Origin of the sequence: Amycolatopsis sp. A133 (assembly GCF_031082405.1) — a bacterium.
Lineage (GTDB): Bacteria > Actinomycetota > Actinomycetes > Mycobacteriales > Pseudonocardiaceae > Amycolatopsis.
This window is the reverse complement of the sequence record NZ_JAVHJU010000007.1, coordinates 235,979-257,432: the sequence shown is the minus strand read 5'-3', so window position 1 is coordinate 257,432 and position 21,454 is coordinate 235,979. Positions and strand designations below refer to the sequence as shown.

Annotated in this window: 19 protein-coding genes; 12 read left to right on the top strand and 7 right to left on the bottom strand. The window is 72.2% G+C overall.

Annotation, left to right across the window (positions count from 1 at the left end):
* Positions 1–81 precede the first annotated feature (81 nt).
* Complete coding sequence (locus tag Q5425_RS09390) at positions 82–1,254, bottom strand: homogentisate 1,2-dioxygenase domain-containing protein (RefSeq protein ID WP_308671726.1); 1,173 nt, start codon at positions 1,252–1,254, stop codon at positions 82–84.
* Positions 1,255–1,339: 85 nt separating this feature from the next.
* Here Q5425_RS09390 and Q5425_RS09385 point away from each other — a divergent pair, with 85 nt between their 5' ends.
* Both Q5425_RS09385 and Q5425_RS09380 read left to right on the top strand, forming a co-directional pair.
* Positions 1,340–2,194, top strand: coding sequence for a hypothetical protein (locus Q5425_RS09385; RefSeq protein ID WP_308671949.1), 855 nt, complete (start codon positions 1,340–1,342; stop codon positions 2,192–2,194).
* Positions 2,191–2,832 (top strand): helix-turn-helix domain-containing protein, encoded by a 642-nt coding sequence (locus Q5425_RS09380; RefSeq protein WP_308671725.1) that lies wholly within the window; start codon positions 2,191–2,193, stop codon positions 2,830–2,832. Before Q5425_RS09385 ends, Q5425_RS09380 begins: the two co-directional genes overlap by 4 nt.
* Here the strand turns inward: Q5425_RS09380 and Q5425_RS09375 are convergent.
* Positions 2,829–3,476 carry a DUF998 domain-containing protein gene (locus Q5425_RS09375; RefSeq protein WP_308671724.1) on the bottom strand — a complete coding sequence of 216 codons (648 nt, stop codon included), beginning with the start codon at positions 3,474–3,476 and terminating at the stop codon, positions 2,829–2,831. The genes Q5425_RS09380 and Q5425_RS09375 overlap by 4 nt on opposite strands.
* A gap of 56 nt (positions 3,477–3,532) precedes the next feature.
* Positions 3,533–4,120, bottom strand: coding sequence for a TMEM165/GDT1 family protein (locus Q5425_RS09370; RefSeq protein ID WP_308671948.1), 588 nt, complete (start codon positions 4,118–4,120; stop codon positions 3,533–3,535).
* Between the two features lie 187 nt (positions 4,121–4,307).
* Here Q5425_RS09370 and Q5425_RS09365 point away from each other — a divergent pair, with 187 nt between their 5' ends.
* From Q5425_RS09365 to Q5425_RS09345, 5 genes are all read left to right on the top strand, one after another.
* A complete protein-coding gene (locus Q5425_RS09365; protein ID WP_308671723.1) occupies positions 4,308–5,267 on the top strand; it encodes a S41 family peptidase in 960 nt (319 codons plus the stop codon).
* A gap of 71 nt (positions 5,268–5,338) precedes the next feature.
* Positions 5,339–6,814 (top strand): cytochrome ubiquinol oxidase subunit I, encoded by a 1,476-nt coding sequence (locus Q5425_RS09360; RefSeq protein ID WP_308671722.1) that lies wholly within the window; start codon positions 5,339–5,341, stop codon positions 6,812–6,814.
* Between the two features lie 114 nt (positions 6,815–6,928).
* Positions 6,929–7,936, top strand: a complete 1,008-nt coding sequence (gene cydB / locus Q5425_RS09355) for a cytochrome d ubiquinol oxidase subunit II (RefSeq protein ID WP_308671721.1) — start codon at positions 6,929–6,931, stop codon at positions 7,934–7,936.
* Positions 7,933–11,154 carry a thiol reductant ABC exporter subunit CydD gene (gene cydD / locus Q5425_RS09350; RefSeq protein ID WP_308671720.1) on the top strand — a complete coding sequence of 1,074 codons (3,222 nt, stop codon included), beginning with the start codon at positions 7,933–7,935 and terminating at the stop codon, positions 11,152–11,154. Before cydB ends, cydD begins: the two co-directional genes overlap by 4 nt.
* Before the next feature lie 59 nt (positions 11,155–11,213).
* The gene (locus tag Q5425_RS09345; RefSeq protein WP_396135139.1) at positions 11,214–12,695 is read left to right on the top strand and encodes a histidine kinase; all 1,482 of its coding nucleotides are present in this window, start codon (positions 11,214–11,216) and stop codon (positions 12,693–12,695) included.
* 196 nt (positions 12,696–12,891) lie between these two features.
* Here Q5425_RS09345 and Q5425_RS09340 read toward each other — a convergent pair whose 3' ends face one another.
* The gene (locus Q5425_RS09340) at positions 12,892–13,518 is read right to left on the bottom strand and encodes a response regulator transcription factor (protein WP_020642740.1); all 627 of its coding nucleotides are present in this window, start codon (positions 13,516–13,518) and stop codon (positions 12,892–12,894) included.
* A 285-nt stretch (positions 13,519–13,803) separates the two neighbouring features.
* On the opposite strand from Q5425_RS09340, the gene Q5425_RS09335 reads away from it, so the two are divergent.
* On the top strand, positions 13,804–14,277 hold the full coding sequence (locus Q5425_RS09335) for an excalibur calcium-binding domain-containing protein (RefSeq protein WP_308671719.1): 474 nt from the start codon (positions 13,804–13,806) through the stop codon (positions 14,275–14,277).
* Positions 14,274–14,924 (top strand): class F sortase, encoded by a 651-nt coding sequence (locus tag Q5425_RS09330; RefSeq protein ID WP_308671718.1) that lies wholly within the window; start codon positions 14,274–14,276, stop codon positions 14,922–14,924. The genes Q5425_RS09335 and Q5425_RS09330 overlap by 4 nt, the downstream gene beginning before the upstream one ends.
* Here the strand turns inward: Q5425_RS09330 and Q5425_RS09325 are convergent.
* The gene (locus Q5425_RS09325; RefSeq protein ID WP_308671717.1) at positions 14,894–17,173 is read right to left on the bottom strand and encodes a helicase-associated domain-containing protein; all 2,280 of its coding nucleotides are present in this window, start codon (positions 17,171–17,173) and stop codon (positions 14,894–14,896) included. The two genes, Q5425_RS09330 and Q5425_RS09325, sit on opposite strands and share 31 nt — an antisense overlap.
* Before the next feature lie 14 nt (positions 17,174–17,187).
* The gene (locus tag Q5425_RS09320; protein ID WP_308671716.1) at positions 17,188–18,018 is read right to left on the bottom strand and encodes an excalibur calcium-binding domain-containing protein; all 831 of its coding nucleotides are present in this window, start codon (positions 18,016–18,018) and stop codon (positions 17,188–17,190) included.
* A 191-nt stretch (positions 18,019–18,209) separates the two neighbouring features.
* Between Q5425_RS09320 and Q5425_RS09315 the strand changes: the two genes are divergently transcribed.
* Entirely contained in the window at positions 18,210–19,589 is a 1,380-nt protein-coding gene (locus Q5425_RS09315) for an exonuclease domain-containing protein (protein ID WP_308671715.1), read from the top strand.
* A 73-nt stretch (positions 19,590–19,662) separates the two neighbouring features.
* Complete coding sequence (locus Q5425_RS09310; protein WP_308671714.1) at positions 19,663–20,001, top strand: DUF3024 domain-containing protein; 339 nt, start codon at positions 19,663–19,665, stop codon at positions 19,999–20,001.
* Here the strand turns inward: Q5425_RS09310 and Q5425_RS09305 are convergent.
* Complete coding sequence (locus tag Q5425_RS09305; RefSeq protein WP_308671713.1) at positions 19,998–20,330, bottom strand: nucleotide pyrophosphohydrolase; 333 nt, start codon at positions 20,328–20,330, stop codon at positions 19,998–20,000. The two genes, Q5425_RS09310 and Q5425_RS09305, sit on opposite strands and share 4 nt — an antisense overlap.
* Before the next feature lie 133 nt (positions 20,331–20,463).
* Between Q5425_RS09305 and Q5425_RS09300 the strand changes: the two genes are divergently transcribed.
* Positions 20,464–21,384: a nitrate- and nitrite sensing domain-containing protein gene (locus Q5425_RS09300; RefSeq protein WP_308671712.1), complete on the top strand. Its 921-nt coding sequence runs from the start codon at positions 20,464–20,466 to the stop codon at positions 21,382–21,384.
* Positions 21,385–21,454 lie beyond the last annotated feature (70 nt).

The window sequence follows — 21,454 nt, the reverse complement described above, 5'->3', positions numbered from 1 at the left end:
CGAACCCTCCCCGTTCCGCCACCCGGAATGCCATTATCCGGGCGCCGGAACGGAGAGGGGACGGTATTTCCCGAAACTTGACTATGACTTAGGGCCGCGGCGCGACCACGTCCACGCGTAGCCGGGGTCCTCGGACGCGTCGGCGGCTTCGCCGAGCTCCAGCGGCGCGAACGTGTCGACCATGACCGCGGTCTCGTCGAAGAATTCCGCGCCGATCGACGCTTCCGCCGCGCCCGGCTGCGGGCCGTGCGTGAAGCCGGACGGGTGCAGCGAGAGGGAGCCGATCCCGATTCCCGAGCCCTTGCGGGCCTCGTAGTTGCCGCGCACGTAGAACATCAGCTCGTCGGAGTCGACGTTCGCGTGGTTGTACGGCACCGGGATCGCGCCCTCGCGGTAGTCGACCTTCCGCGGGCAGAAGGAGCAGACGACGAAGTTGGGCCCCTCGAACGTCTGGTGCACGGGCGGCGGCTGGTGCACCCGGCCGGTGATCGGCTCGAAGTCGTCGATGTTGAACACCCACGGGTAGAGGCAGCCGTCCCAGCCGACGACGTCGAAGGGGTGCGTCGCGTAGGTGTAGCGGGTCAGCCCGGCGCGGTGCCGCACGAGCACCTCGACGTCCTCGCCGTCTTCCAGCAGCGGTTCCGACGGGCCGCGGATGTCGCGCTCGCAGTACGGCGAGTGCTCCAGGAACTGGCCCTTCGCCGACAGGTACCGCTTCGGCGGCCCGATGTGCCCGCGCGCCTCGAGGGTGAAGAGGTTGACCTCGCCGTGGGGGACGACCCGGTAGGTGCACGACGTCGGGATCACGACGTAGTCGCCGTCGCCGACCTCCAGGCGGCCGTAGATCGTCTCGAAGGTCGCGGAGCCGCCGTGGACGTAGAACAGCTCGTCGCCGGCCGCGTTGCGGTACAGCGGGCTGGGAGCGGTCGCCGTGACGAACCCGATGGTGACGTCGTTGTTGCCGAACAGGCGGCGCCGGTCGGTCACCGCGTCGGCTTCGCCGCCGAACTTCAGGTCCTGGGTCCGGAACGCCCGCGGCTTGAGCGGGTGGTTCGGGGTGAGCGACCCGCGGTCCTCCGCGACCGCGACGGCGTCGACGATCGCCGTCGGCAGCCCGCGGTGGTAGAGCAGCGCGGAGTCGGCGGAGAAGCCCTCGACGCCCATCAGCTCCTCGGCGTAGAGCCCGCCGTCCGGCTTCCGGAACGCGGTGTGCCGCTTGTGCGGGATCTCGCCTACTCGCCGGTAGTAAGGCATCGACGTCCCCTTCTGACGTGTCCGTTGTGCGAACGATTTTGTCCTGATGTCGTACGCTACTAGCGTGTCAGTCGTGTCAAGCGCTGTGGAACTCACGCCACCCGGCCCCCGTGGAATTCCTCCCCTGTTCGCGAGGCTCGTCGACGACTCGGCGCTGTTCCCTCCGGTCGGTGCGGCCATGCCCGAAGCGCTCCGTGCGCACTTCGCGAGCCGGGACTCCGAACACGCCGGTGTACTGGGGGTTTTCCTCTGCCAGGCGTCCAGGTTGCCCGAGCTCATCACCGAGCTGATCAAGATCAAGCCGAAGCAGCCGCTGCCGCTTTCGCTGATCATCGACACCGGCCTGGGCGGTGTCCCGAAGGCCATCTCGATCGTCGAGTCGCGCAGTGAGCTGCTCGCGCTGCGGATGGTCGAGATGCCCGCGCCGTCGGACGTCGACGAGGTGTGGCTGGAGCGCGTCTCGGAGTTCGTCCCGGAGGACGTCATCCGGGTGGTCGAGCCGCGGCGCGGCGTCGGCTGGCTCGACGGCGTCCGGAAGGTGATCGAGCACGGCAGCTGGCCGAAGATCCGCTGCGGCGGGCAGGCGGGCGAGAACTTCCCCAGCGTCGACGAGGTGGCGGACTTCCTCGCCGTCGTCAGCGGGTCCACCGGGGCGTCGTTCAAGGCGACGAACAGCCTGCACCGCGCGGTCCGGCACACCGATCCGGACAGCGGGTTCGTGCATCACGGCTTCCTGAACCTGCTCGTCGCCTCCGCGCGCAGCCTCGCCGGCGGTGACGTCCGGGGCGCCCTGGAGTCGACCGACGCGCAGACGCTGGCCGACGAGGCCCGTGCGCTGTCCGAACCGGCGGCGAAGGCCGTGCGGGCGCTCTTCGCGTCCTACGCGGCGGCGTCGTTCGACGAGCCCGTCGCCGACATGGGCGAACTCGGCTTGCTGTGACCGGCCGGGAGGGGTCGCTGACGCTCGACCGGGGGTTGGCGCTGCTGCAGGCAGTGGCCGACGCCGGCGGGGACGCGGCGACCATCTCCGAGCTGGCCGTAGCCATCGGGGCCAGCCGCGCGGCCGTCTACCGGCTGCTCGTGCCGCTGTCGGAGCGCGGGCTGGTCTGGCGCGACGGCACCAAGGTCCGGCTCGGCGTCGGGCTGCTCCGGCTGGCCGGGCAGGTGCTCCCGCAGCTGCGGGACGCGGCCGGGCCGGTGCTGCGCGAGCTGGCCGAGAAGGTCGGCGCGACCGCGCACCTGTCGGTCGCGCAAGGACCGCAAGCGCTTGCGGTGGCCGTCGTCGAGCCGTCGTGGACCAGCTTCCACGTCGCCTACCGCGTCGGCAGCCGGCATCCGCTGACCGCCGGTGCGGCCGGCAAGGCGATGACCCTGCGCCCCGGCGGCGACGGCTGGGTGACCTCGACCGGCGAACTCCAGGCGGGCGCGTCCGGCGTCGCGGCGCCGGTGCGCGGGGTACCGGGGCTGCGGGCGAGTGTCGGCGTCGTCTCGATGGAGCCGCTGAAGGCGGCCGAAGTGGGCCCTCAGGTCGTCGCGGCCGCCGCCCGGCTGACCGACGTCCTGAAGACCGAGGGTTAGCGCAGCGGCCGGACCATCGTCAGCAGCAGGGCGACGTCGACGGTGAACAGCAGGCGCTCGAAGAGGCCCAGCGTGACGTCCTGCTGGGCCGGGCCGAGGACGAGGGTGAGGACGAACCCGCCGAGCACCACGCCGACGCTGGCGAAGCTCGCCGTGGCCAGCCGCCGGATCGTCGTCCGGCGCGGCTCCCAGGGGCAGCGCTCGCGGCCCTTCTTCGTCAGCACGAACGCGGCGGCCGGCAGGGCGACGAACGCCGTGAGGGCGGCGATGTTGTGGACCTGGCCGGACAGCGAACGCGCCTGCCCGTCGGGGTCGACCGGCACGAGCCCGCACACCAGCAGTCCGGCCGCCCAGACGCCGAGCAGGACGCAGACGGCGGTGGTGCCGGGGCGGTGAGCCTTGGCGATGCCCGCGAGCAGCGCGACCGAGCCGAGGGACAGGGCCAGGCACATGACGCTGAACAGGGGAGCGGCCGAGGACGCGCCGAGCTTGCCGTAGACGTACTCCGACAGCGTCTGCCAGATCGGGCTGACCTGGCCGGACAGCCGCAGGTGCAGGTCGATCGAGATGGCCACGGCCAGTCCGATGCCGCCGAGCGCGATCCGGCCGTGCAGCGGCGAGACCGCAGTCGAGGGCGTGTTCACCTGGTGCTCTCCCTTTCGTTTCCGAAAGGTTACCGGGTGAACCTGTGAGAGAGCGGTCAGAAAGCCAGCTGGAGCAGGGCGAACGCCGCGAACCCGGCGAACGCGAACCCGGCGCAGCGCTGAATCAGCTTCGGCCGGATCCGGCTGCGGAGCTTCGCGCCGATGAACACGGCGAGCCCGGCGACCACGACGAGCGCGCTGAAGGCACCGACGCCGACGGCGAACGGGTTGCCGATCCGGGCGGTGAGGCTCGCCGTCGCGAGCTGGGACGCGTCACCCCACTCGGCGGCGAAGAGCACGCCGAACGACGTCATCGCCGAGCGCGTGAAGGACAGCGCCTTGGGGCCGGTGCGCGAAGCGTCTTCGCCGGCTTCGTCGGCTTCGCTGAATCCCTCGCGAAGGAGCATGAAAGCGCCGAGGCCGAACATCGCGGCGACGACCAGCGAAAGGACTACGTCCGGCAACAGCGTCAACACGCTGCCGAACGCGACCGCGATGACGCATTGCACGGCGAACGCGGCGCACACCCCGGCAAAAACCGGCCAGCCGCGGAAACGGGTGGTCAGCACCAGGGTCGCGACCAGCGTCTTGTCCGGCAGCTCCACGGCGAGGACCAGGCCGAACGCGCTGATCAACGCCACCATTGAGGCAGTCATGAGTATTCTTTCGCCCCTTTCACTGCAACGATAAAGGCGCGCTTCGGAAAGCCGCAAGCTGATGGCTTCCGCGAAATTGCCCGATCGGCGGCCATGAATTTGACTTCCAGGGGTGTCACACAATTTTCTTCGGTGTGCCTAATTTTCGGTTGTGGCCTGCGGTAGGTTCCTCGGCATGGGGTCACAGGCGCGCGCCGCGCAGGTCGAAGAGGTCATCCGCCGGCTGGAAGCGCACTACGTCTTCCCGGACGTCGCCGAAAAGCTGGCGAAGGTGCTTCGCGCGCGGCTCGAGGAAGGCGCGTACGCGGACCTCGGCGACGCGGAATTCGCGACGGTCGTCACAGCCGACCTCCAGTCTGTGAACGACGACAAGCACCTGCGGCTGCGGCACCACGCCGAGCCGGTGGCCGAGGACGGCGACGCGGAGTACGCCTCGGAGGACTTCCGGCGCGCGGCCGAGCTGGAGAACTTCGGGATCGCGTCGGTGCGGCGGCTCCCGGGCAACGTCGGCTACGTCGACACGACCCTGCTCTACCCGCTCGACCTCGCGGCGCCGGCGGTCTCGGCCGCGATGACGCTGGTCGCGCCGGCCGACGCGCTGCTGCTCGACGTGCGGCGCAACCGCGGCGGCACCCCGGAGACGAGCGCGTTCCTGCAGAGCTACCTCGTCGACGAGCGGACCCACTACCTCGACATCTACGAGCGCGACGGCGACCGCGTCACCCAGATGTGGACGCTGCCGTACGTCCCGGGCCCGAAGTTCGGCGGCACCAAGCCGATCTGGGTGCTCACCGGCCCGGCGACGTTCTCCGGTGGTGAGGACCTGGCCTTCTCGCTGCAGCGGCAGGGGCGCGCGAAGACCGTCGGCGAGGTCACGCGAGGCGGCGCCCACCCGCGTGAACAGTACAAAGTGGACACCTACCTGGACGTGACGGTGTCCATCGCCCGCTCGTACGACCCGGCGTCGGGGGAGAACTGGGAGGGCACCGGCGTGCCGCCGGACGTCCCGGTCGCCGCGGACAAGGCGTTCGACACCGCGTACGCGCTGGCCCTGCGGCACGTGCTGGAGCTCGGCGACGCGGGCCCGCGGCGGGCCGTGGCGGACGAGGCGCGGAAGGCGCTCGACCAGCGGTAGGACGTTGGTCCCGGCGCGAACGGGACCAGTTGATCTGGCTGCGTCACCAGCCCCGGAGCACGCTGGACCACGTGGAGGTCCTTGAGCTAGCGCGGTGGCAGTTCGGCATCACCACCGTCTACCACTTCCTGATGGTCCCGCTGACCATCGGGCTGTCGATCCTGGTCGCGGCGATGCAGACCCGCTGGGTCCGCACCGGTGAGCTGCGGCACCTGAAGATGACCAAGTTCTGGGGCAAGCTGCTGCTGGTCAACTTCGCCATGGGCGTGGTAACCGGGATCGTGCAGGAGTTCCAGTTCGGGATGAACTGGAGCGCCTACTCCCGCTTCGTCGGCGACGTCTTCGGCGCGCCGCTCGCGATGGAAGGGCTCGTCGCGTTCTTCGTCGAGTCGACGTTCCTCGGCCTGTGGATCTTCGGCTGGGACCGGCTGCCGAAGAAGGTGCACCTGGCGTGCGCGTGGGCGTTTTCGCTGGCCACGATGGCTTCGGCGTACTTCATCCTGGCCGCGAACTCGTGGATGCAGCACCCGGTCGGCGTGACGTTCGAGAACGGCAAGCCGACCATGAACTCGATCTGGGCGGTGCTGACGAACAACACGGCACTGGCCGCGATCCCGCACACCCTCGCGGGCGCGTTCTCGGTGGCGGCGGCGTTCCTGGTGGGTGTCGCGGGCTGGCACCTGTGGCGGCGCGGCGACCACGAGGATGTCTGGCGTTCCTCGCTGCGACTGGGTGGCTGGGTCGGCGTGGCCGCGTTCGCGGTCCTCGCGATCACCGGCGACGCGCAGGGCAAGCTGATGTTCGAGCAGCAGCCGATGAAGATGGCGTCGGCGGAAGCGTTGTGCCACACGGAAAAGCCGGCGAGCTTCTCGATCATCGCGATCGGCGACGTGGCCGGCGCGAACTGCGAAGACGTGAAGACGTTCAACGTGCCCGCGTTGCTCTCCTTCTTGGCGCACAACGACTTCACCACCGAGGTCAAGGGTGTGGAGAACCTCGTTGCGGAGTACCAGGCCAAGTACGGCACGAACTACCCGGACGACCCGGCGCTCGGTTCGCTGGCCGGCCGGCCGATCGACTACGTGCCGAACCTGCCGGTGACGTACTGGGGCTTCCGCACGATGATCGGCTTCGGCGCGGTCTCGGCGGGCATCGGCCTCCTGGCCCTGTGGCTGACCCGCCGCGACCGCATCCCGGGCCGCCGCTGGTTCCCCTGGCTGGTCCTCGGCGGCATCGCCACGCCGTTCCTGGGCAACAGCGCCGGCTGGATCTTCACCGAGATGGGGCGTCAGCCGTTCGTGGTCGTGCCCAACCCCACGGGCGTCGACGGCGTGTGGATGTTCACGGCCCAGGCGGTCTCCCACGTGACGACGGGCGAGGTGTGGACGTCGCTGATCGCCCTGACGAGCGTTTACGCCGCCCTCGGCGTGGTGGAGCTGTACCTGATGCGCAAGTACATCCGCGGCGGCGTTGACGCGGTGATGCCCCCGCAGAAGCCAACGGACTCCGACAAACCGGGCGAGGACACCCTCGCGTTCGCCTACTGAGGTGTTGACGATGAGTGTCAATGTGACCACTCGCACGAGTTACCCACAGTTCGTCTGTGGACAACTCAACCCGTTGTGGATAACTCCCGGCCACCGGCCGGCCGGAGGTGCCCGATGACCCTCGAAATCGCCTGGTTCGCCGTCATCGCCTTCTTCTGGCTCGGCTACCTCTTCCTCGAAGGTTTCGACTTCGGCGTCGGCATGCTGCTGCCCGTTCTCGCCAAGAACAACACCGAACGCCGCGTCATGGTCAACACCATCGGGCCCGTCTGGGACGGCAACGAGGTCTGGCTCATCGTTGCCGGCGGAGCGATGTTCGCCGCCTTCCCCGCCTGGTACGCCGGGCTGTTCTCGGCCGCCTACCTGCCGCTCCTGCTCGTGCTGCTCGCCCTCATCGGCCGCGGCGTCGCCTTCGACTACCGCGGCAAGGTCGACTCCGACCGCTGGCGGCGCAACTGGGACCGCGTCATCATGGCCGGCTCGTGGATCCCGCCGCTGGGCGTCGGCCTCATCCTCGCGACCACCGTCCTCGGCCTGCCGCTGGACGCCGACGGCAACCGCGTCGGCTCCGCGTTCGCCGCCGTCCGCTGGGACACCCTGCTCGGCGCCCTCGCCATCGCCGCCTTCTCGATCACCCACGGTGCTGCCTTCCTCGCCCTGAAAACCAGCGGTGACCTGCGAGAACGCGCGCGCATCCTGGCGTTGAGGCTGCTGCCGGTCGCCATGGTGCCGATGGTCGCGTTCCTCTCGGTCGTCCAGTGGCGTTCCGGCACGCTGTGGACGCTGCTCTCGTTTGGGATCAGTGCTCTCGCCGCGGTCGTCGCCTGGCTGCGGCTGCGCGCCGACCGCGACGGGCAGGCGTTCGCCGCGCTCGGCGTCGTCATCGCCGGGGCCGCGGTGGTCATGTTCGGTTCGCTGTTCCCGAACGTCCTGCCCTCGACTCTCGACGCGGCCAACACGCTGACCATCGAGGGCGCCGCGTCGAGCCCGTACACGCTGACCGTGATGACGTGGGTCGCCGTCTTCGGTGCGCCCGCGGTGCTGATCTACCAGGGCTGGACGTACTGGGTGTTCCGCAAGCGCATCGGCACCCAGCACATTCCGGCGGCGGTCCACGCATGAGCAAGCTTCCCGGCCGCGCCACCCTTCTCGCCTCGGAGTCCACAGTGGACTCGGCGCGGCCGGGAAAGGGCCCGCTCGGCGCACTGCCGGCCCTCGTGCCGTCCGTGCGCCGGGCGCTGGCCCTGGTGGGCTTCCTCTCGTTCGTCAACGCCGCCACGCTGGTGGCACAGGCGTTCCTGCTCGCCGACGTCCTCGCGGCGATCGTCGGAGCAGGTTCCGGGGGACGCACCGCCCAGCTGGCCGCGCTGCTCGCGCTCGTCGCGACGCGCGCGCTGACCGGCTGGGCGGTGCGCACGGTCTCCGCCCGCGCCGCCGCGACCGCGCAGCGCGAGTTGCGCGCCAAAGCCGTCGACCACGCGCTGCGCCTGGGTCCCGAGTGGATCGCCCAGCGCGGCCACGGCGAGCTGACCGCGCTCACCACCCGCGGCCTCGACGCGCTGGACGCCTACTTCCGCGAGTACCTCCCGGCCCTGGTGACGGCGGCCGTCGTGCCGCTCGGCGCGGGTGCGGCGATCCTGTTCGCCGACTGGCCGTCCGGCGTGATCGTCGCGCTGACCGTGCCGCTGCTGCCGATGTTCGCCATCCTCGTCGGCAAGTACACCGCCGACCGCGTCGCGGGTTCCACCGACGCGACGCACCGGATGTCCGATCGGCTCCTGGAGCTCGTGCGCGTGCTGCCGGTGCTGACCGCGTTCCGCCGCGCGAGCGCGCAGGCCGAGACCGTCCGGCGGCTGTCGGAACGCCACCGCCGCGCGACGCTCAAGACGTTGAAGGTCGCCTTCTCCTCGGCGTTCGTGCTCGAACTGGTCGCGACGCTGTCGGTGGCGCTCGTCGCGGTGGTGATCGGCGTGCGGCTGGCGGGCGGCAACCTGCCGCTGGCCATCGGGCTCGGCGTGCTGATCCTCGCGCCGGAGTGCTACCAGCCGCTGCGCGCGGTCGGCGCCGCGTTCCACGCCAGCGAGGACGGCGTCGAAGCGGTCCGGCGCGTCGCCGACCTGCTGGCGCTGCCGGTGCGCCCCGCGGGGACCGCGATCCCGGCGCCGGGCGAGCTGCGGGTGTCGTCGCTGCGGGTGGCGCGACGCGGCGGCTTCGCGCCGGACGGTGAATCGTTCACGGTCCGGCCCGGTGAGACGGTCTGGCTCCGCGCCCCGAGCGGCGGCGGCAAGTCGACGACGCTCTCGGCGCTGCTCGGTTTTGTCCCGGCGCACGACGGCGCCGTCACGGTCGGCTCGACGAACCTCGCCGACGCCGACCTCGCGCGCTGGCGCGAGCAGGTCGCTTGGGTGCCGCAGTCGCCGGTGTTCGCCGGCGGCACGGTCCGCGAGGAGGTCGGCTCCTCCGGCGCGGTGCTCGCCGAACTCGGGCTGGCCGGATTGGCCGATCGGCCGGTGTCGCAGCTGTCATCGGGCCAGCGTCAGCGCGTCGCCGTCGCCCGGGCACTGGAACGGGTGCGCCACGGCGCCTGGCTGCTCCTGCTCGACGAGCCGACGGCCCACCTCGACGAGGCCAGCGCGTGGCTGGTGCTCGACGCGGTGCAGCGCGCGGTCGACAGCGGCGCCGCCGCCGTCATCGCGGCCCACGAGCGCACCGCGGCGGTCGGCATGTCGTCAGCGGCCGTCGCGGCCGCCGAGACGTCCACAGTGGACTCTTCGGCCGCGCCGCTGGGGTGGCGTGCGCTCCTCGACGGACGGCTCTTCGGCGGCGCCGCGCTGGGAGCTCTTGCGCTCCTGGCGGGGGTGGCGCTGACGGCGACGTCGGGCTGGCTCATCGCCAAGGCGTCCCAGCAGCCGCCGATCCTGACCCTGACGGTCGCGGTCGTCGGCGTCCGCGCGTTCGGCCTCGGCCGCGCGGGCCTCCGGTACGTGGAGCGGCTGGTCACGCACGACGCCGCGTTCCGCATCGCCGGCCGCGTCCGGGTGCGGCTGTGGAATTCCCTGGTCCGGCTCGGTCCCGCGCGGAACCTGCGTGCGGGCGAGGGGCAACGCCGGCTGGTCGGCGACGTCGACACCGTGCGCGACCTGCTGCCGCGGGTGGTGTCGCCGCCGCTGGTGGTGGCGCTGGTCGCGGCCGGGGCGATCGCCGTGCAGACGTGGGTGCTGCCCGCGGCCGGTCTGACGCTGGCCGCGGCGGTGGCGCTCGGGCTGGGCGCGCCGTGGGTCGCCCTGCGCGTCGAACGCCGGGCGACGTCGGCACTGGCGGACGGCCGTCGTGAGGTGGCCACGCGAGTCTTGGTGGTGTTCGAAGCGGCGGCCGAGCTGCTCGCGTTCGGCAAGGCCGGCGACCACCGCGACGCCCTCGCGGACGCCGACACGCGCTTGGTGACGCAGGCGCGTCGGCAGGCGTTCGGGGTGGGCGCGGCCGAAGCGCTGGTCACGCTGGTCTGCGGCGCGGCCGCGGTCGTCAGCACAGCGTTCGCCGCGGCGGCGGTTGCGAACGGACGGCTCGACCCGGTCTTGGCGCCGCTGCCGGCCCTGGTCCCGCTGGCCCTGGCGGAGGTCCTGGCGCTGCTCCCGCCGGTGGCGCAGCACTGGGACACGCTGCAGCGCGCCCGTCGCCGTCTCGCCGACGTGCCGGAAGCGCCTGCACTTGCTCGACGCGAGGAGGGCGTCTCCCTGCGGGGAGCGGACCTCGGCTGGCCGGGCGGACCGGTGGTGCTGCACGACGTCGACGTCGACCTCACGCCGGGCACGTACGCCGCGGTGGTCGGCCCGAGCGGAGTGGGCAAGTCGACGCTCGTCGCCGCGCTGCTGGGGTTCCTCGCGCCCCGGACCGGGGTGGTGGCGGTCCCGGCGGAGGTGGCGTGGGCACCGCAGGAGCCGATGCTCGCGGCGACGACGGTCGCGGAGAACCTCCGGCTGGCCCGCCCGACGGCGACCGAGGAGGAGCTGCGCTCGGCGTTGCACGGCGCGGCGCTGACCGGCATCTCGCCGGAGACGGTGCTCGGCAGCGCCGGCAGCGGCCTGTCCGGCGGCCAGGCGCAGCGGGTGGCGCTGGCGCGGGCGCTGCTCGGGGCGCCGTCGGCGGGTCTGGTGCTGCTGGACGAGCCCACCGCGCACCTCGACGAGCCGACGGCCCAGGCGGTGCGCGCGCACCTGCGGGAGGCGCTGGCGGGCCGCACGGTGGTGCACGTGACCCACCGCGCCGAGGAGGCGGCGGGCGCGGACGTGGTCCTCGAGGTCCGCGACGGCCGCGTCGTCACCCGGGTGCCGGTGCCGTGATCGATTCCCGCGGTGTCCTTGCCGCGTCGCCCTCGCGCCGCGCGATAATGACGGAACTCATGGATCCGACGCTTGCCGCGCGGGCACTGTCCGCCGCCACCGAGATCACGAGCACCGCCCTGTCCGGCGACGACCCGGGAGCGGTGCTGGACACGGTCGTCGCCCGAGCGGCGGAACTGGCCGACGCCGACCTGGGCCTCGCGATGGTGAGCACCGAGGACGGCCGGGTAGTGGTCGAGGCGGCGCATTACGCAACGGCCCACCCGGCGGCGGGCGAAGCGGCGTCTGCGGGCCCCGGTGGCTCGGAGTCCGGCATGGACGCCGGTCAGTCGGTGGCCGCGCGCGGTGCGCGCCCCGGCGGCCCGCCGACCGAGGCGGCGCATTACGCAACAGCCCACCCGGCGGCGGATGGCGAAGCGGCGCCGGCGGGCGATGCGCGTCCCGGCGAGCCGCCGGCCGCGCTCGGCGGCTCGCGGCCGCCCGGCGCCTCGGCGGGCGATGTGCCCCTCAGCCGCTCTGCCCAGCCGTCCACCGCCCCGGAGGCGGGGGCGCTCGCCGGTGTCGCCGCCCCGGAGCCGGGGGCGCCCGCCGGCGTCGCCGCCGGGGAGTCCCTGCGTGGCCTGGCCCTCCCCGCCGACTCCGCGGCCGGGCAGGTCGCCCGGGGTGGGGAGCCCGTGGCCAGTGCGGACTTCACCGTCGATCCGCGCACCGCGCCCTACGTGCCCGCCGAGCTCCACGGCTACGGGCCCTTCGCGGCCGCGCCGTTCGGGTCCGGTGGGCGGGTTCTCGGGTCGCTGACCGTCTACCGGAAGCAGGGGCGTGCGCCGTTCTCCGCGGGGACCGTCGAGATGCTCGTCGCCTTCGCGGCGCAGGCCGGCGTGGTTCTGGCCCTCGCCGAAGGGGCCAATGCGCGGCACCGGGTGGCGCTGTACGAAGAGCGGGAACGCATCGCCCGGGAGCTCCACGACGTCATCGTCCAGCGGCTCTACGGCGCCGGCATGCAACTGGACCGCGTCCGGCGCAACATGCGCAAGCGGTTCGCCCAAGCCGACGGGGTCCGGCTGTCCGACGCGATCGACCAGCTCGACCAGACCATCGAGGAAATCCGCGGCACCGTGCGCGCGCTGCGGTCACCGGAGCCTCGCCACGACACCGGCACGCCCACCGACCTCGCCGAGTCGGCGCGCGGCGAGGTCCGCATCGCCGGCGAGCTGCTCGGCTACCCGCCGACCCTGGAGCTGTCCGGCGAATTCGCCGACGTCCCCGCGGAACGCGCCGACCACATCCGGGCCGCCCTGCGCGAAGCACTGTCCAATGTGGTCCGGCACTCCGGCGCCAGCGAAACCCGCGTGACGCTGACCAGGGACTCCGACGGCGTCAAACTCCGCGTCCGGGACAACGGTTCCGGCGTTCCCCAAGGCGTCGCCACCCGTGGCCTGCGTCATCTCGCCGAACGCGCGGACGCCGCGGGCGGGAAGTTCTTCCTGAACTCGTCACCCAGTCTCGGCACGCTCGTCGCGTTCGACCTTCCACTCGATTGATCCGTCCTTGCCCGCGACCTATCCTTCTCGGGTCATCCAGCCTCCCTTCCTGGCCCTCGTCATGATCTTACCGGCCCGTCGAACATATATTCGACTCACGATCGAGTGAATCTCGCACGTGAAAAGCCCTGATCGACATGGCGGACCGTGACGAGAACCGGAAAGGTCGCAGCGAACGGCGGATTGCGGAGAGCGGTTACTTCTCGCGCCGCGCGATCCAAGCGGCCGCCTGCGTCCGGCGCTGCATGCCGAGCTTCGCCAGCACCGACGTGACGTAGTTCTTGACCGTCTTCTCGGCGAGGAACAGCCGCTCGGCGATCTCGCGGTTCGACAGGCCCTGGCCGATCAGCTCGAGCACGTCGCGTTCGCGCTCGGTGAGCGCCGCCAGCTCGTCCGTCGGCGGGTGGCGCATCTTGTCCAGCACCCGCGCGGTACTCACCGGGTCCAGCAGCGACCGGCCGGCCGCCACCTCGCGGACCGCGTTCACCACGTCCTGCCCCCGCACCTGCTTCAGCAGGTAACCCGCGGCACCGGCCATGATCGCGCCGACCATCGCCTCTTCGTCGTCGAACGCGGTGAGCATCAGGCAGGCCGGCGGGTTCGGCTTCGAGCGCAGCTCGCGGCAGAGGGTGATGCCGTCGCCGTCGCCGAGGCGGACGTCGACCACCGCGACCTCCGGCTCGACGTGCATCGCCACCGCCAAGGCCTCTTCGACGCTGCTCGCCTCGGCGACGACCTCGATGTCGGGCTCGTCGCCGAGGAGGTCGCGGAGCCCGCGGCGGACCAGTTCGTGGTCGTCGACGAGCAGTACCTGGATCGGCATACCCCGAGGTTACGGGGTGCGCGGACCCCGCGGTGGCGGCCGGTCGGCACCGTCACACGTGAATTACCTCAAAGGTGTGACCGCGCGACCCGTAACATTCCGGCCGGTACGCATTCCTGGCCCGCGAATCCGCAGGTCGGAGCGGAAATGCGAAAGAATCACGGAACATGACGCTCTTCGTGGGACGCTGGCATTTCCGGAATTTCGGAATGATCCGTAACAGCGTCGCCGAGACGGCGATAGTTACCACGCAATCGCCTCAGATTCCGTTCGGAAGGAATTCCGTTGTCCCTGTTTCGCCGTGTCTTGACGACGGCCGCTGCCGTCGCCGGGTTCGCTCTTCTCGGCCCCGTTCCCTTCGCTTCCGCGCAGCTCGCGACGCCCCTCGCCGGCGACAAGAACTGCCCGGATTTCCAGTACCAGGAAGACGCCCAGGCGGTGCTCGACGCAACGCCGGGTGATCCCAACGGCCTCGACCGCGACAAGAACGGCATCGCCTGCGAATCCTTGCCGCACCGTCCGAAACAGCCGAGCACCACCGCGTCGACGGCGAAAAAGCCCACGCAGACCGCGCCGAAGACACCCGGCAAGAAGGCCGCCACCGGCAGCCAGGTGAAGGTCAAGCCGGTCGGCGGCGTCGCCACCGGCGGCGGTGACCCGGAGGGCGACGCCCCCGGTTTCCTCGTGCTCAGCGGCACGTTGCTCGCCGCCACGGTGTCCGGCGGCATGGTGCTCTACCTGCGCCGGCGCCCGAGTTGAGGCACCCGCGCCTGTGGCCCGCGGTCACGGCGGTCGCCGCTGCGCTCGGCGTCGTCCTGGCCGTGGCCCTCGTCCTCGTCCTTTCGCCGCGGGCGCCGCAGGAGCTCGCCCCGCCGAGCCCGGCCGCCACGAACCCGGCGGGCACCGCGAGCGTCGCGCACCCCACGGCAGCGACCGCCGACGGCCTCCCCGCGGCGAAACCGGCGTCACTGACCATCCCGGCGATCGGTGTGCGGGCCGACGCGATCACGGACCTCGGCCTGGGGCCCGACGGCGCACTAGAGGTCCCCGGCGACGCCACGACGGTCGGCTGGTTCACCGGCGCGCCGTCGCCGGGGGAGCCCGGGCCGGCGGTGCTGGCCGCGCACGTCGACTACAGGCACGTGCCCGGCGCCTTCTCCCGGCTGAAGGAACTGCGTCCCGGCGAGCAGGCCAGGGTCGGCCGCGCGGACGGCCGGGTCGCCGTCTTCACCGTGTACCGCGTCGACCGCTATCCGAAGGCCGCGTTCCCGACCGATCAGGTCTACGGCGACACGCCGGCGCCCGAACTGCGGCTCATCACCTGCGGCGGGGCGTTCGACCGGGCGAGCGGCAACTACCTCGACAACGTCGTGGCCTACGCGAAGCTGACCGCCGTGGAAGCCTGAGCCAGGTCGATCCCCGACAGCTCGAGCCGCCGGTAGGTGCGCTCGTCGAGCGACCAGACGTCGAGGACGTCGCCGTCGAGTTCGGGGTACGCGATCACCAGACGCTCGCCGCGGTAGGCGATGTCCACCGGGAGCCCGGCTTCGAGCTGCCAGCAGAGCTGTTGCTGCTTCGGCGTGAGCCGGCCCGCGTAGCGGTCGCTCATCGCCCGCGCGAGCTGGCCGCGCAGCAGGGCCGGGCCGCGCACCGGGGCGGCCAGCAGCCGCTCGGCGTGGCCGGCCGGATCCGCGGGCAGGCCGCCGGGTTCGGGGTCGAGGACGGCCACCGCCGGCTCGGCCTGGTCGCGGGCGGGCAGCACGATGCTGCCGTCCGCGGCGTGGCGGGTCGGCGCGTACCCGGCTCCGCGCAACGCCTCCAGCGTGCCCGTGGCGTCCACAGTGGACGTCAGCACGGTCGGTGCCACCGCGCGCAGGCCGAGTTTGGCCAGTTTGCGGTGCGCGGCGAGTTCGGCCAGCACGGCGGGCTCCCCGACGACGACGCTCGCGACGTCGATCACCTGCGCCTCGCCGTGCCGCCGCGCGACGTCGTTCACCAGGTACACCAGCGGCTGCGGCAGGTCGCCCGCGGCGATGGCGCGCAGGTCGTCGAGCAGCTCGGCGGTCGTCGCGCCCTGGTCGAACGCCCGCCGCACGGACGCCGGGGAGAACCGCCAGCTGGTCGCGGTGCCCTGGGCTTCGCGGTCGGCGACGCGGTCCAGCAGCGCGGCGAGCCGGGCGTCGGGCGACCCGGGCACGATCGCGGTCAGGTCGGTCCCGAACAACGCCGTCGTCCGCGCACGGGAAACCAGTTCGCCGGTGACGTCGACGAGCCGGTCCGGGGCGAGCAGCGCACGCCCGGCCGCGCTCACCGCGCCGTGCGCGACGACGCCGAGCAGCTCGGCCCCGGCGAGCGCGTCCCGGAGGTGGCCGGCGAAGTCGTCGGTCGGCAGCATCGGCGCGTGCCACTCGGCGAGCCGGGTCAGCGCGTCGACGTCGGCGATCGCGTCGCCGGGGTCCAGCCGGGCCAGCAGCCGCACGACCAGCCGCCGCGCCAGGGCCTCGACGTCGACCTCGAACTCCATCGGCGCCGGATCCCACCAGGTCGTCAGCAGCAGGCGGTACAGCAACGCCGGCTCGGGCCGGGCGACCTCCGGGTTCAGCACAAGCGTGGGCGAGGGTGCTTTCTGGCCTCGGCGCGGCGGCGGTGGCTCGTCGGCCAGCAGCAGCCCGGCCTGGGCGGCAAGGTCGATGGCCAGCTCGATTTCCGCCGGTGTGCCCCCGGTGTCCTTGGCGAGCTTCTTGACCAGCCGGGCCCCGATGGTGCCGTCCTTGAGCAGCGGCAACGGCTCCGTGGCGGCCAGGTCGAGGATCGCCGACACGCGGTCGAGCAGCCGCAGTGCCGCGGCCGACGACGCCGCTTCGGCCGCCTCGGCCCCGATGTGGGTGACGCCGTACTCCGGTTCCACGGGTGTGAACGGCAGCTGGTGGTCCGGCCCGCGCAGCGCGAGCGACACCTCGATCGGCATGGCCACGGTGCCGTAGTAGGTGCCGAACAGGAAGCCGTGGTCGAACGCCCAGCCCGCCGGGGCCAGGCCCTGGGCTTCGGGGACGTCGTCGGCCATGTCCCGCAAAAGCTTCTGCGTCTCTTCGGGCGCGGTGGCGAAGAGTTCGCGGACGCGCTCGCCGTCGCGGAAGAAGTGCACGAGCCCGAGCAGGAGTTCCGGCTTCCGTCCGGTGTCCGGCAGGCCGAGGGCCCGCGACAGCTTCGCGAGCCGGGCCGTGCCGAGCTCCCCGAGCAGGTTCGCCACCGGGTGGCCGAGGCCTTCGGGCTGGAAGCTGTTGCGGTGCAGCAATTCCGGCAGCTTGACACCGTCCTCGTCGCTCCACAGCAGGGCCCGCTCGGCCAGTTCGTCCACCGAGGACTCGATGGTGCCGGCGTCCGTGCCGAGCAGCCGGGCGAGTTCCCCGACGGGCGCCGGCCGCCGCCCCAGCGCGTAACACAGCTGCACCGCGCGCATGACCTGCATCAGCGGCATCGGCAGCTGGAGCAGCGCCAGATCGACGGACTCGGGCGCCGCCAGCCGCGCGGCCACGACGTCGAGCCGCCGCGGCCACGGCTCCTCCAGCACGTCCGGCCGGTGGGCCAGCACCTTCGCCAGCGCGTCCTTGTCCAGGCCCGCGAGCCTGCCGAGAAGTTCGTCGGCGGTCGTCATCGGCCCAGGCTAGATCACCGTTCGCAGGCGACGCCGTCGCCGTCGCGGTCGAGCCCGGACCGGTAACCCGGTTCGCCGCGGTACAACGGCGCGGCGCCGGCGGCCTTCGCGGCGGAGCAGTTCGCGTAGTAGGCGCTGTGAGCCGGTGCTTCTTCGGTGGTCTTCACGGCCGGCGGCGGAGCCGCCTTGGTGGCCGGAGCTGCCTTGGTGGCCGGGGCCGCCTTGGTGGCGGGCGCCGGCTTCGGGGTCGCGACCGGAGCGGGGGTGGGCGCCGGTGCCGGGGCGGGCGCGTCGATGGTCCCGTGGCACGGCGGTCCCCACAGCCCGCTGACGGCCTGCTTCGCCACGGATTCGGTGGCGGCGAGCGCGGGCAATGCGGCGGTGGCCGCGTACTTGAGATAGCCCTGCTGAATCGCCAGGGTCGCGTAGTCCTGCCCGTCGGCCAGCGTCAGTGCGATGCCTTGCGCCGTTTCCGCGCCCAGCGTGACGGCTTTGCCGGAAAGCGTCGAAGTGGCCCAGGCGAGCGATTCCACGGCGTAACAGCCGTTGCTCACGAGGGGGGCGATGACGCCGAGGACGTGCACCGTTTTGCTGGTGCCGTCGCTGCCGGCGACCACGACGGTGGCGCCGTCCGGCACGCTGCCGACGGTGTAGGTGACGGCCACCGGCGTCGGCGTCGTGGACGGAGAAGTGCTGGTGGCCGGGGGTGTAGAGGACACGGGGGCGGCGGCGGTCGTGACCTCCGGCTCGGGTGCCTCCCCGAAGATCGCGCCGAGCACGAACAGGACCGTGAACGCGGCCAGGACGATCTTCAGCCAGTTCGGAAAGCGTTTCTTCGGCTGCATGCGGGATTTCCTCGTTCCTCGAGCGACGTGCTGACGGTGTACTCGGGAAATCTCCCGCCGTTGTTACGCGGGAGCTCGTGATCGACCATCAGTCGTTATCCGGCGGAATGTTGCCGTCACGATCACGTCACGAACCACGCTCGCCCGCCGAAAAGCTGTCACAACGGCCGAGCGGGAAACGACCTGCGGACGTGATCGAATTACTCCCGCTGCTCGCCGCCGGCGGCCATCCCGCGCACGGCGTCGGCTTCACCGCCGTGGACATCCGGACCACCGGGTTGCGCCCGGGCCGCGTCGTCGAGCTCGCCGCCGTGCGGGTCGACGCCGACGGCTCGTTCGCCGGTGAGCTTTCGACGCTGGTCGACCCGGGAGCCGCAATTCCCCTTGGTACCGCGCTCGTGCACGGCATCACGCGCGGCGAACTCGATGACGCACCGTCGTTCGGCGAGGTGCTGGGTCCGCTGCTCGACCTGTGCGCCGGCAGCGTGGTCGTGACGCACGATCCGGCCTTCACCGAGGCTTTCCTCGACCGCGAAATCGGGCTCCTCGGCGTCCGGCTGCCCGCACTGCCGGGTGTCTCGACGTTGGCGGCCGCCCAGTCGGTGGTGCGGCTGCCCAACTACCGGCCGGCGACCGTGGCGCACGCCCTCGGCGTGCCCACCGGGCCTTCGGCCTTGTCCGGGGCGAGGACGATCGCCCGGCTGGCGACCGTCCTGTTCGGGCGGTACGGCCTGACGTTCGCGTCGCCGCCGGTCTTCCCCGGCCTGCCGCGGTTCGCCGCCGGCCGGCTGCTTCCCCGCGCCGAGGAGTCTGCCGCCGAGCCGGGGTGGATGGCCGAGGCCGTCGAGCGGATCGCCGGCGGCGGGAGCGGGGACGCCTACCTGGATCTGCTCGCCGGGGTCATCGCCGATCAGCACCTCACCCCGGACGAGGTGGCGGTCTTGGCCGCGGCGGCGGGCGAGGCCGGGTTGACCGAAGCGCAGGTGCGGTCGACGCACGAGCAGCTCGTGACCGCGCTGCGGACGATCGCGGAACGGGACGGCGTCGTGACCACCGCGGAAGCGCGCGAGCTGCGGCAGGTGGCGACCGCGCTCGGTGTCGCCGAGGCCGGCGACCTGCGGCCCTCCGCGGGCGGGAAGCCGACCCGGGTGCTGGTGCTGGGCACCACCGTGGCGGCGGACCGGCTGCGCGCGCGGGTCCTCGCCGAGGGCGGCCGGCTGGCCAAGAAGCTGACCGCGAGTGTCACCCACCTGGTGGCCGACGCGACCGTGCCCGCCGACGAGCCCCGGCTGGCGCGGGCCACCGAGCTCGGCGCCGTCGTCCTCGACATCGGTGCCGCACCGGTGGCACTCGGCTTCGAGCCGCCGCCCGCACCGCCGGCCCCGGCGAAGGCCGCGGTGCCAAGGCTCGTCGGCGGCCGGATCCTGATGGGGGCCGGGCTGCTGCTGATGCTTGTCGTCGTTCTTGCGATGTTCGGCGGGACGCCGCTGGCCGCGGGGATCTTCCTCGCCGCGCTCGGAGTTGGCGCCTTGCTCGGCGGCTGGTGGCTCGCCGAGCCGGCGCCGCGGTGAGAGAAGCCGTGCTCGCGGCGCTTGCCGGTGACCCCGTGCGGCCGGGCTGAACGGGACCCGGTTCACTGGCACCATGGCGGCTATTCCGGAGCTCGCGCTGCGGCAGATCGAACGGTGGTGCGCCCAGCGCGTCCCCGAGCACCTCCAGGACCGGATCCGGGTCGAGTGCCGGACGCGGGGCCGCGCGGTGACGATCGTCGAACGCCGCGCGCCCTGGTCACCGAACGCCGGTCCCGAGTGGACCGAGCAGAAGATCGCGCAGCTGCGGCTCGACGAATTCGGCATCTGGTCGGTGTGGTGGGCCGATCGCAACGGGCGGTGGCTGAGCTACCCGGACGCCCCGGTCGCCAGCACGCCGCCCGCGCTGCTCGACGAGATCGACCGTAACCCCGGCGGGGTCTTCTGGGGCTAGGTGTTCCGGGTCTGGGCCGGCGGCGGGAAGCGGACCTCGTTGCGGTCGATCTTCGCGTGCGCCGCCTCCGCCAGGTCGACGCCGAGGCGGTCGGCCAGCTGCAACAGGTACAGCGTCACGTCCGCGATCTCGTCCAGCACCTTCCCCTCCAGCGCGGGGTCCTCGCGCCACGCGTCGGACTCCTCCGGCGTGAGCCACTGGAACAGCGAGGTCAGCTCGCCGACCTCGCCGGAAAGCGCCATCACGAGGTTCTTCGGGGTGTGGTACGGCTCCCAGGAGCGGGCCGCGGCGAAACCGCGCAGGCGCTGGGTCACGTCGTCGAAGGTCACGGACGTGATTGTCCCCGTAGTCACCGAGCGCTAACGGCCGTATGGCGGATTGGCGTTGACCGGTAAATCTCTCACTCAATAGGTTGAACTTTGTCGGGATGCTTGCGGGGCCCAAGGCTGGGAAGGGAACGTCTTGAAGTACCTGCGATCCGTCCGCGGCCGCATGCTGGGCATCGCCTTCATCCCCGGCGGCGCGCTCGTCGTCGTGGCCGCGGTGATCGCGGTTTTGCTGGTCCACCAAGCGGTTCGGACCCGCGATGCGGCCATGGAGACGGCGGTCGTCGCGGACCGGACGGCCCGCGCGGTGGTCGCGTTGCAAGGCGAGCGGAGCGCGGCGATGGCCGCGCCCGACCAGCGGAGCGCCGCGTACGCGGCCTACACCCAGCGGATCGAATCCGCCATCGCCGGTCTGCGCGACTACGCGCGCCACGCTCCGGACGCCGAGTCCGCCTACCAGCAGACGACCGCCGTCGAGCTGCTTTCCGTCGCCGAAGGCATGGATCGCTCCGATTCCCTCGCGCTGGCCGGGCTCGACAACGTGACCCGCGGGTCGTTCACCTCCGCCGTGGCCTCCTACCGGGCCGAGCTGGCCCGGGTCGTTCCGCAGCTCACCGAGAGTGGCCGGATGGCTTACGAATCGCTCACGCGCAGCGCCGAATGGAGCAAGCTGGCCGCGGCCGAGAACGCCTTCACGGCTGCTGAACCGCTGCCGGTACCCGAGTCCGCGTGGCGCAGCGCCGCCTACGCCGTCTCCGGCCGGCTCGGGCTGCTGTACACGCAGCAGAGCCAGTACGCGGTGCAGCTGACGCTCGACGACGGCCGCCGCACCCTCGCCGGCGCCCTCGCGGCGGGGACGGCGCTCCTGCTGTTCGCCGGGCTCCTGATGGTGGTGGTCCGGCGGCTGGTGGCGCGGGTGCCGGTGCCGGTGGTCCCGATCATGGTGCCGACCGTCCGCCCGGCCATCCCGCGACCCCGCCACGCACGGTCACGACGGCCGGGCCTGCCGGAGCCGTGGCCGCTGAAAGCCGTGCTCGACGACCTGCGCCGTCGATGAGACGATCACGTAACGTCACTGATTACTCCGAAAAGAGCACGCGGTTGGCCCACACGCGTGGCTGCGGGCT

What these genes read in the sequence shown, in the direction of transcription:
- Q5425_RS09390 (WP_308671726.1), bottom strand. Translation starts at nt 1,254, where the DNA reads ATGCCTTACTACCGGCGAGTAGGCGAGATCCCGCACAAGCGGCACACC.
- Q5425_RS09370 (WP_308671948.1), bottom strand. Translation starts at nt 4,120, where the DNA reads ATGGTGGCGTTGATCAGCGCGTTCGGCCTGGTCCTCGCCGTGGAGCTG.
- Q5425_RS09365 (WP_308671723.1), top strand. Translation starts at nt 4,308, where the DNA reads ATGGGGTCACAGGCGCGCGCCGCGCAGGTCGAAGAGGTCATCCGCCGG.
- cydB (WP_308671721.1), top strand. Translation starts at nt 6,929, where the DNA reads ATGACCCTCGAAATCGCCTGGTTCGCCGTCATCGCCTTCTTCTGGCTC.
- cydD (WP_308671720.1), top strand. Translation starts at nt 7,933, where the DNA reads ATGAGCAAGCTTCCCGGCCGCGCCACCCTTCTCGCCTCGGAGTCCACA.
- Q5425_RS09345 (WP_396135139.1), top strand. Translation starts at nt 11,214, where the DNA reads ATGGATCCGACGCTTGCCGCGCGGGCACTGTCCGCCGCCACCGAGATC.
- Q5425_RS09340 (WP_020642740.1), bottom strand. Translation starts at nt 13,518, where the DNA reads ATGCCGATCCAGGTACTGCTCGTCGACGACCACGAACTGGTCCGCCGC.
- Q5425_RS09325 (WP_308671717.1), bottom strand. Translation starts at nt 17,173, where the DNA reads ATGACGACCGCCGACGAACTTCTCGGCAGGCTCGCGGGCCTGGACAAG.
- Q5425_RS09320 (WP_308671716.1), bottom strand. Translation starts at nt 18,018, where the DNA reads ATGCAGCCGAAGAAACGCTTTCCGAACTGGCTGAAGATCGTCCTGGCC.
- Q5425_RS09310 (WP_308671714.1), top strand. Translation starts at nt 19,663, where the DNA reads ATGGCGGCTATTCCGGAGCTCGCGCTGCGGCAGATCGAACGGTGGTGC.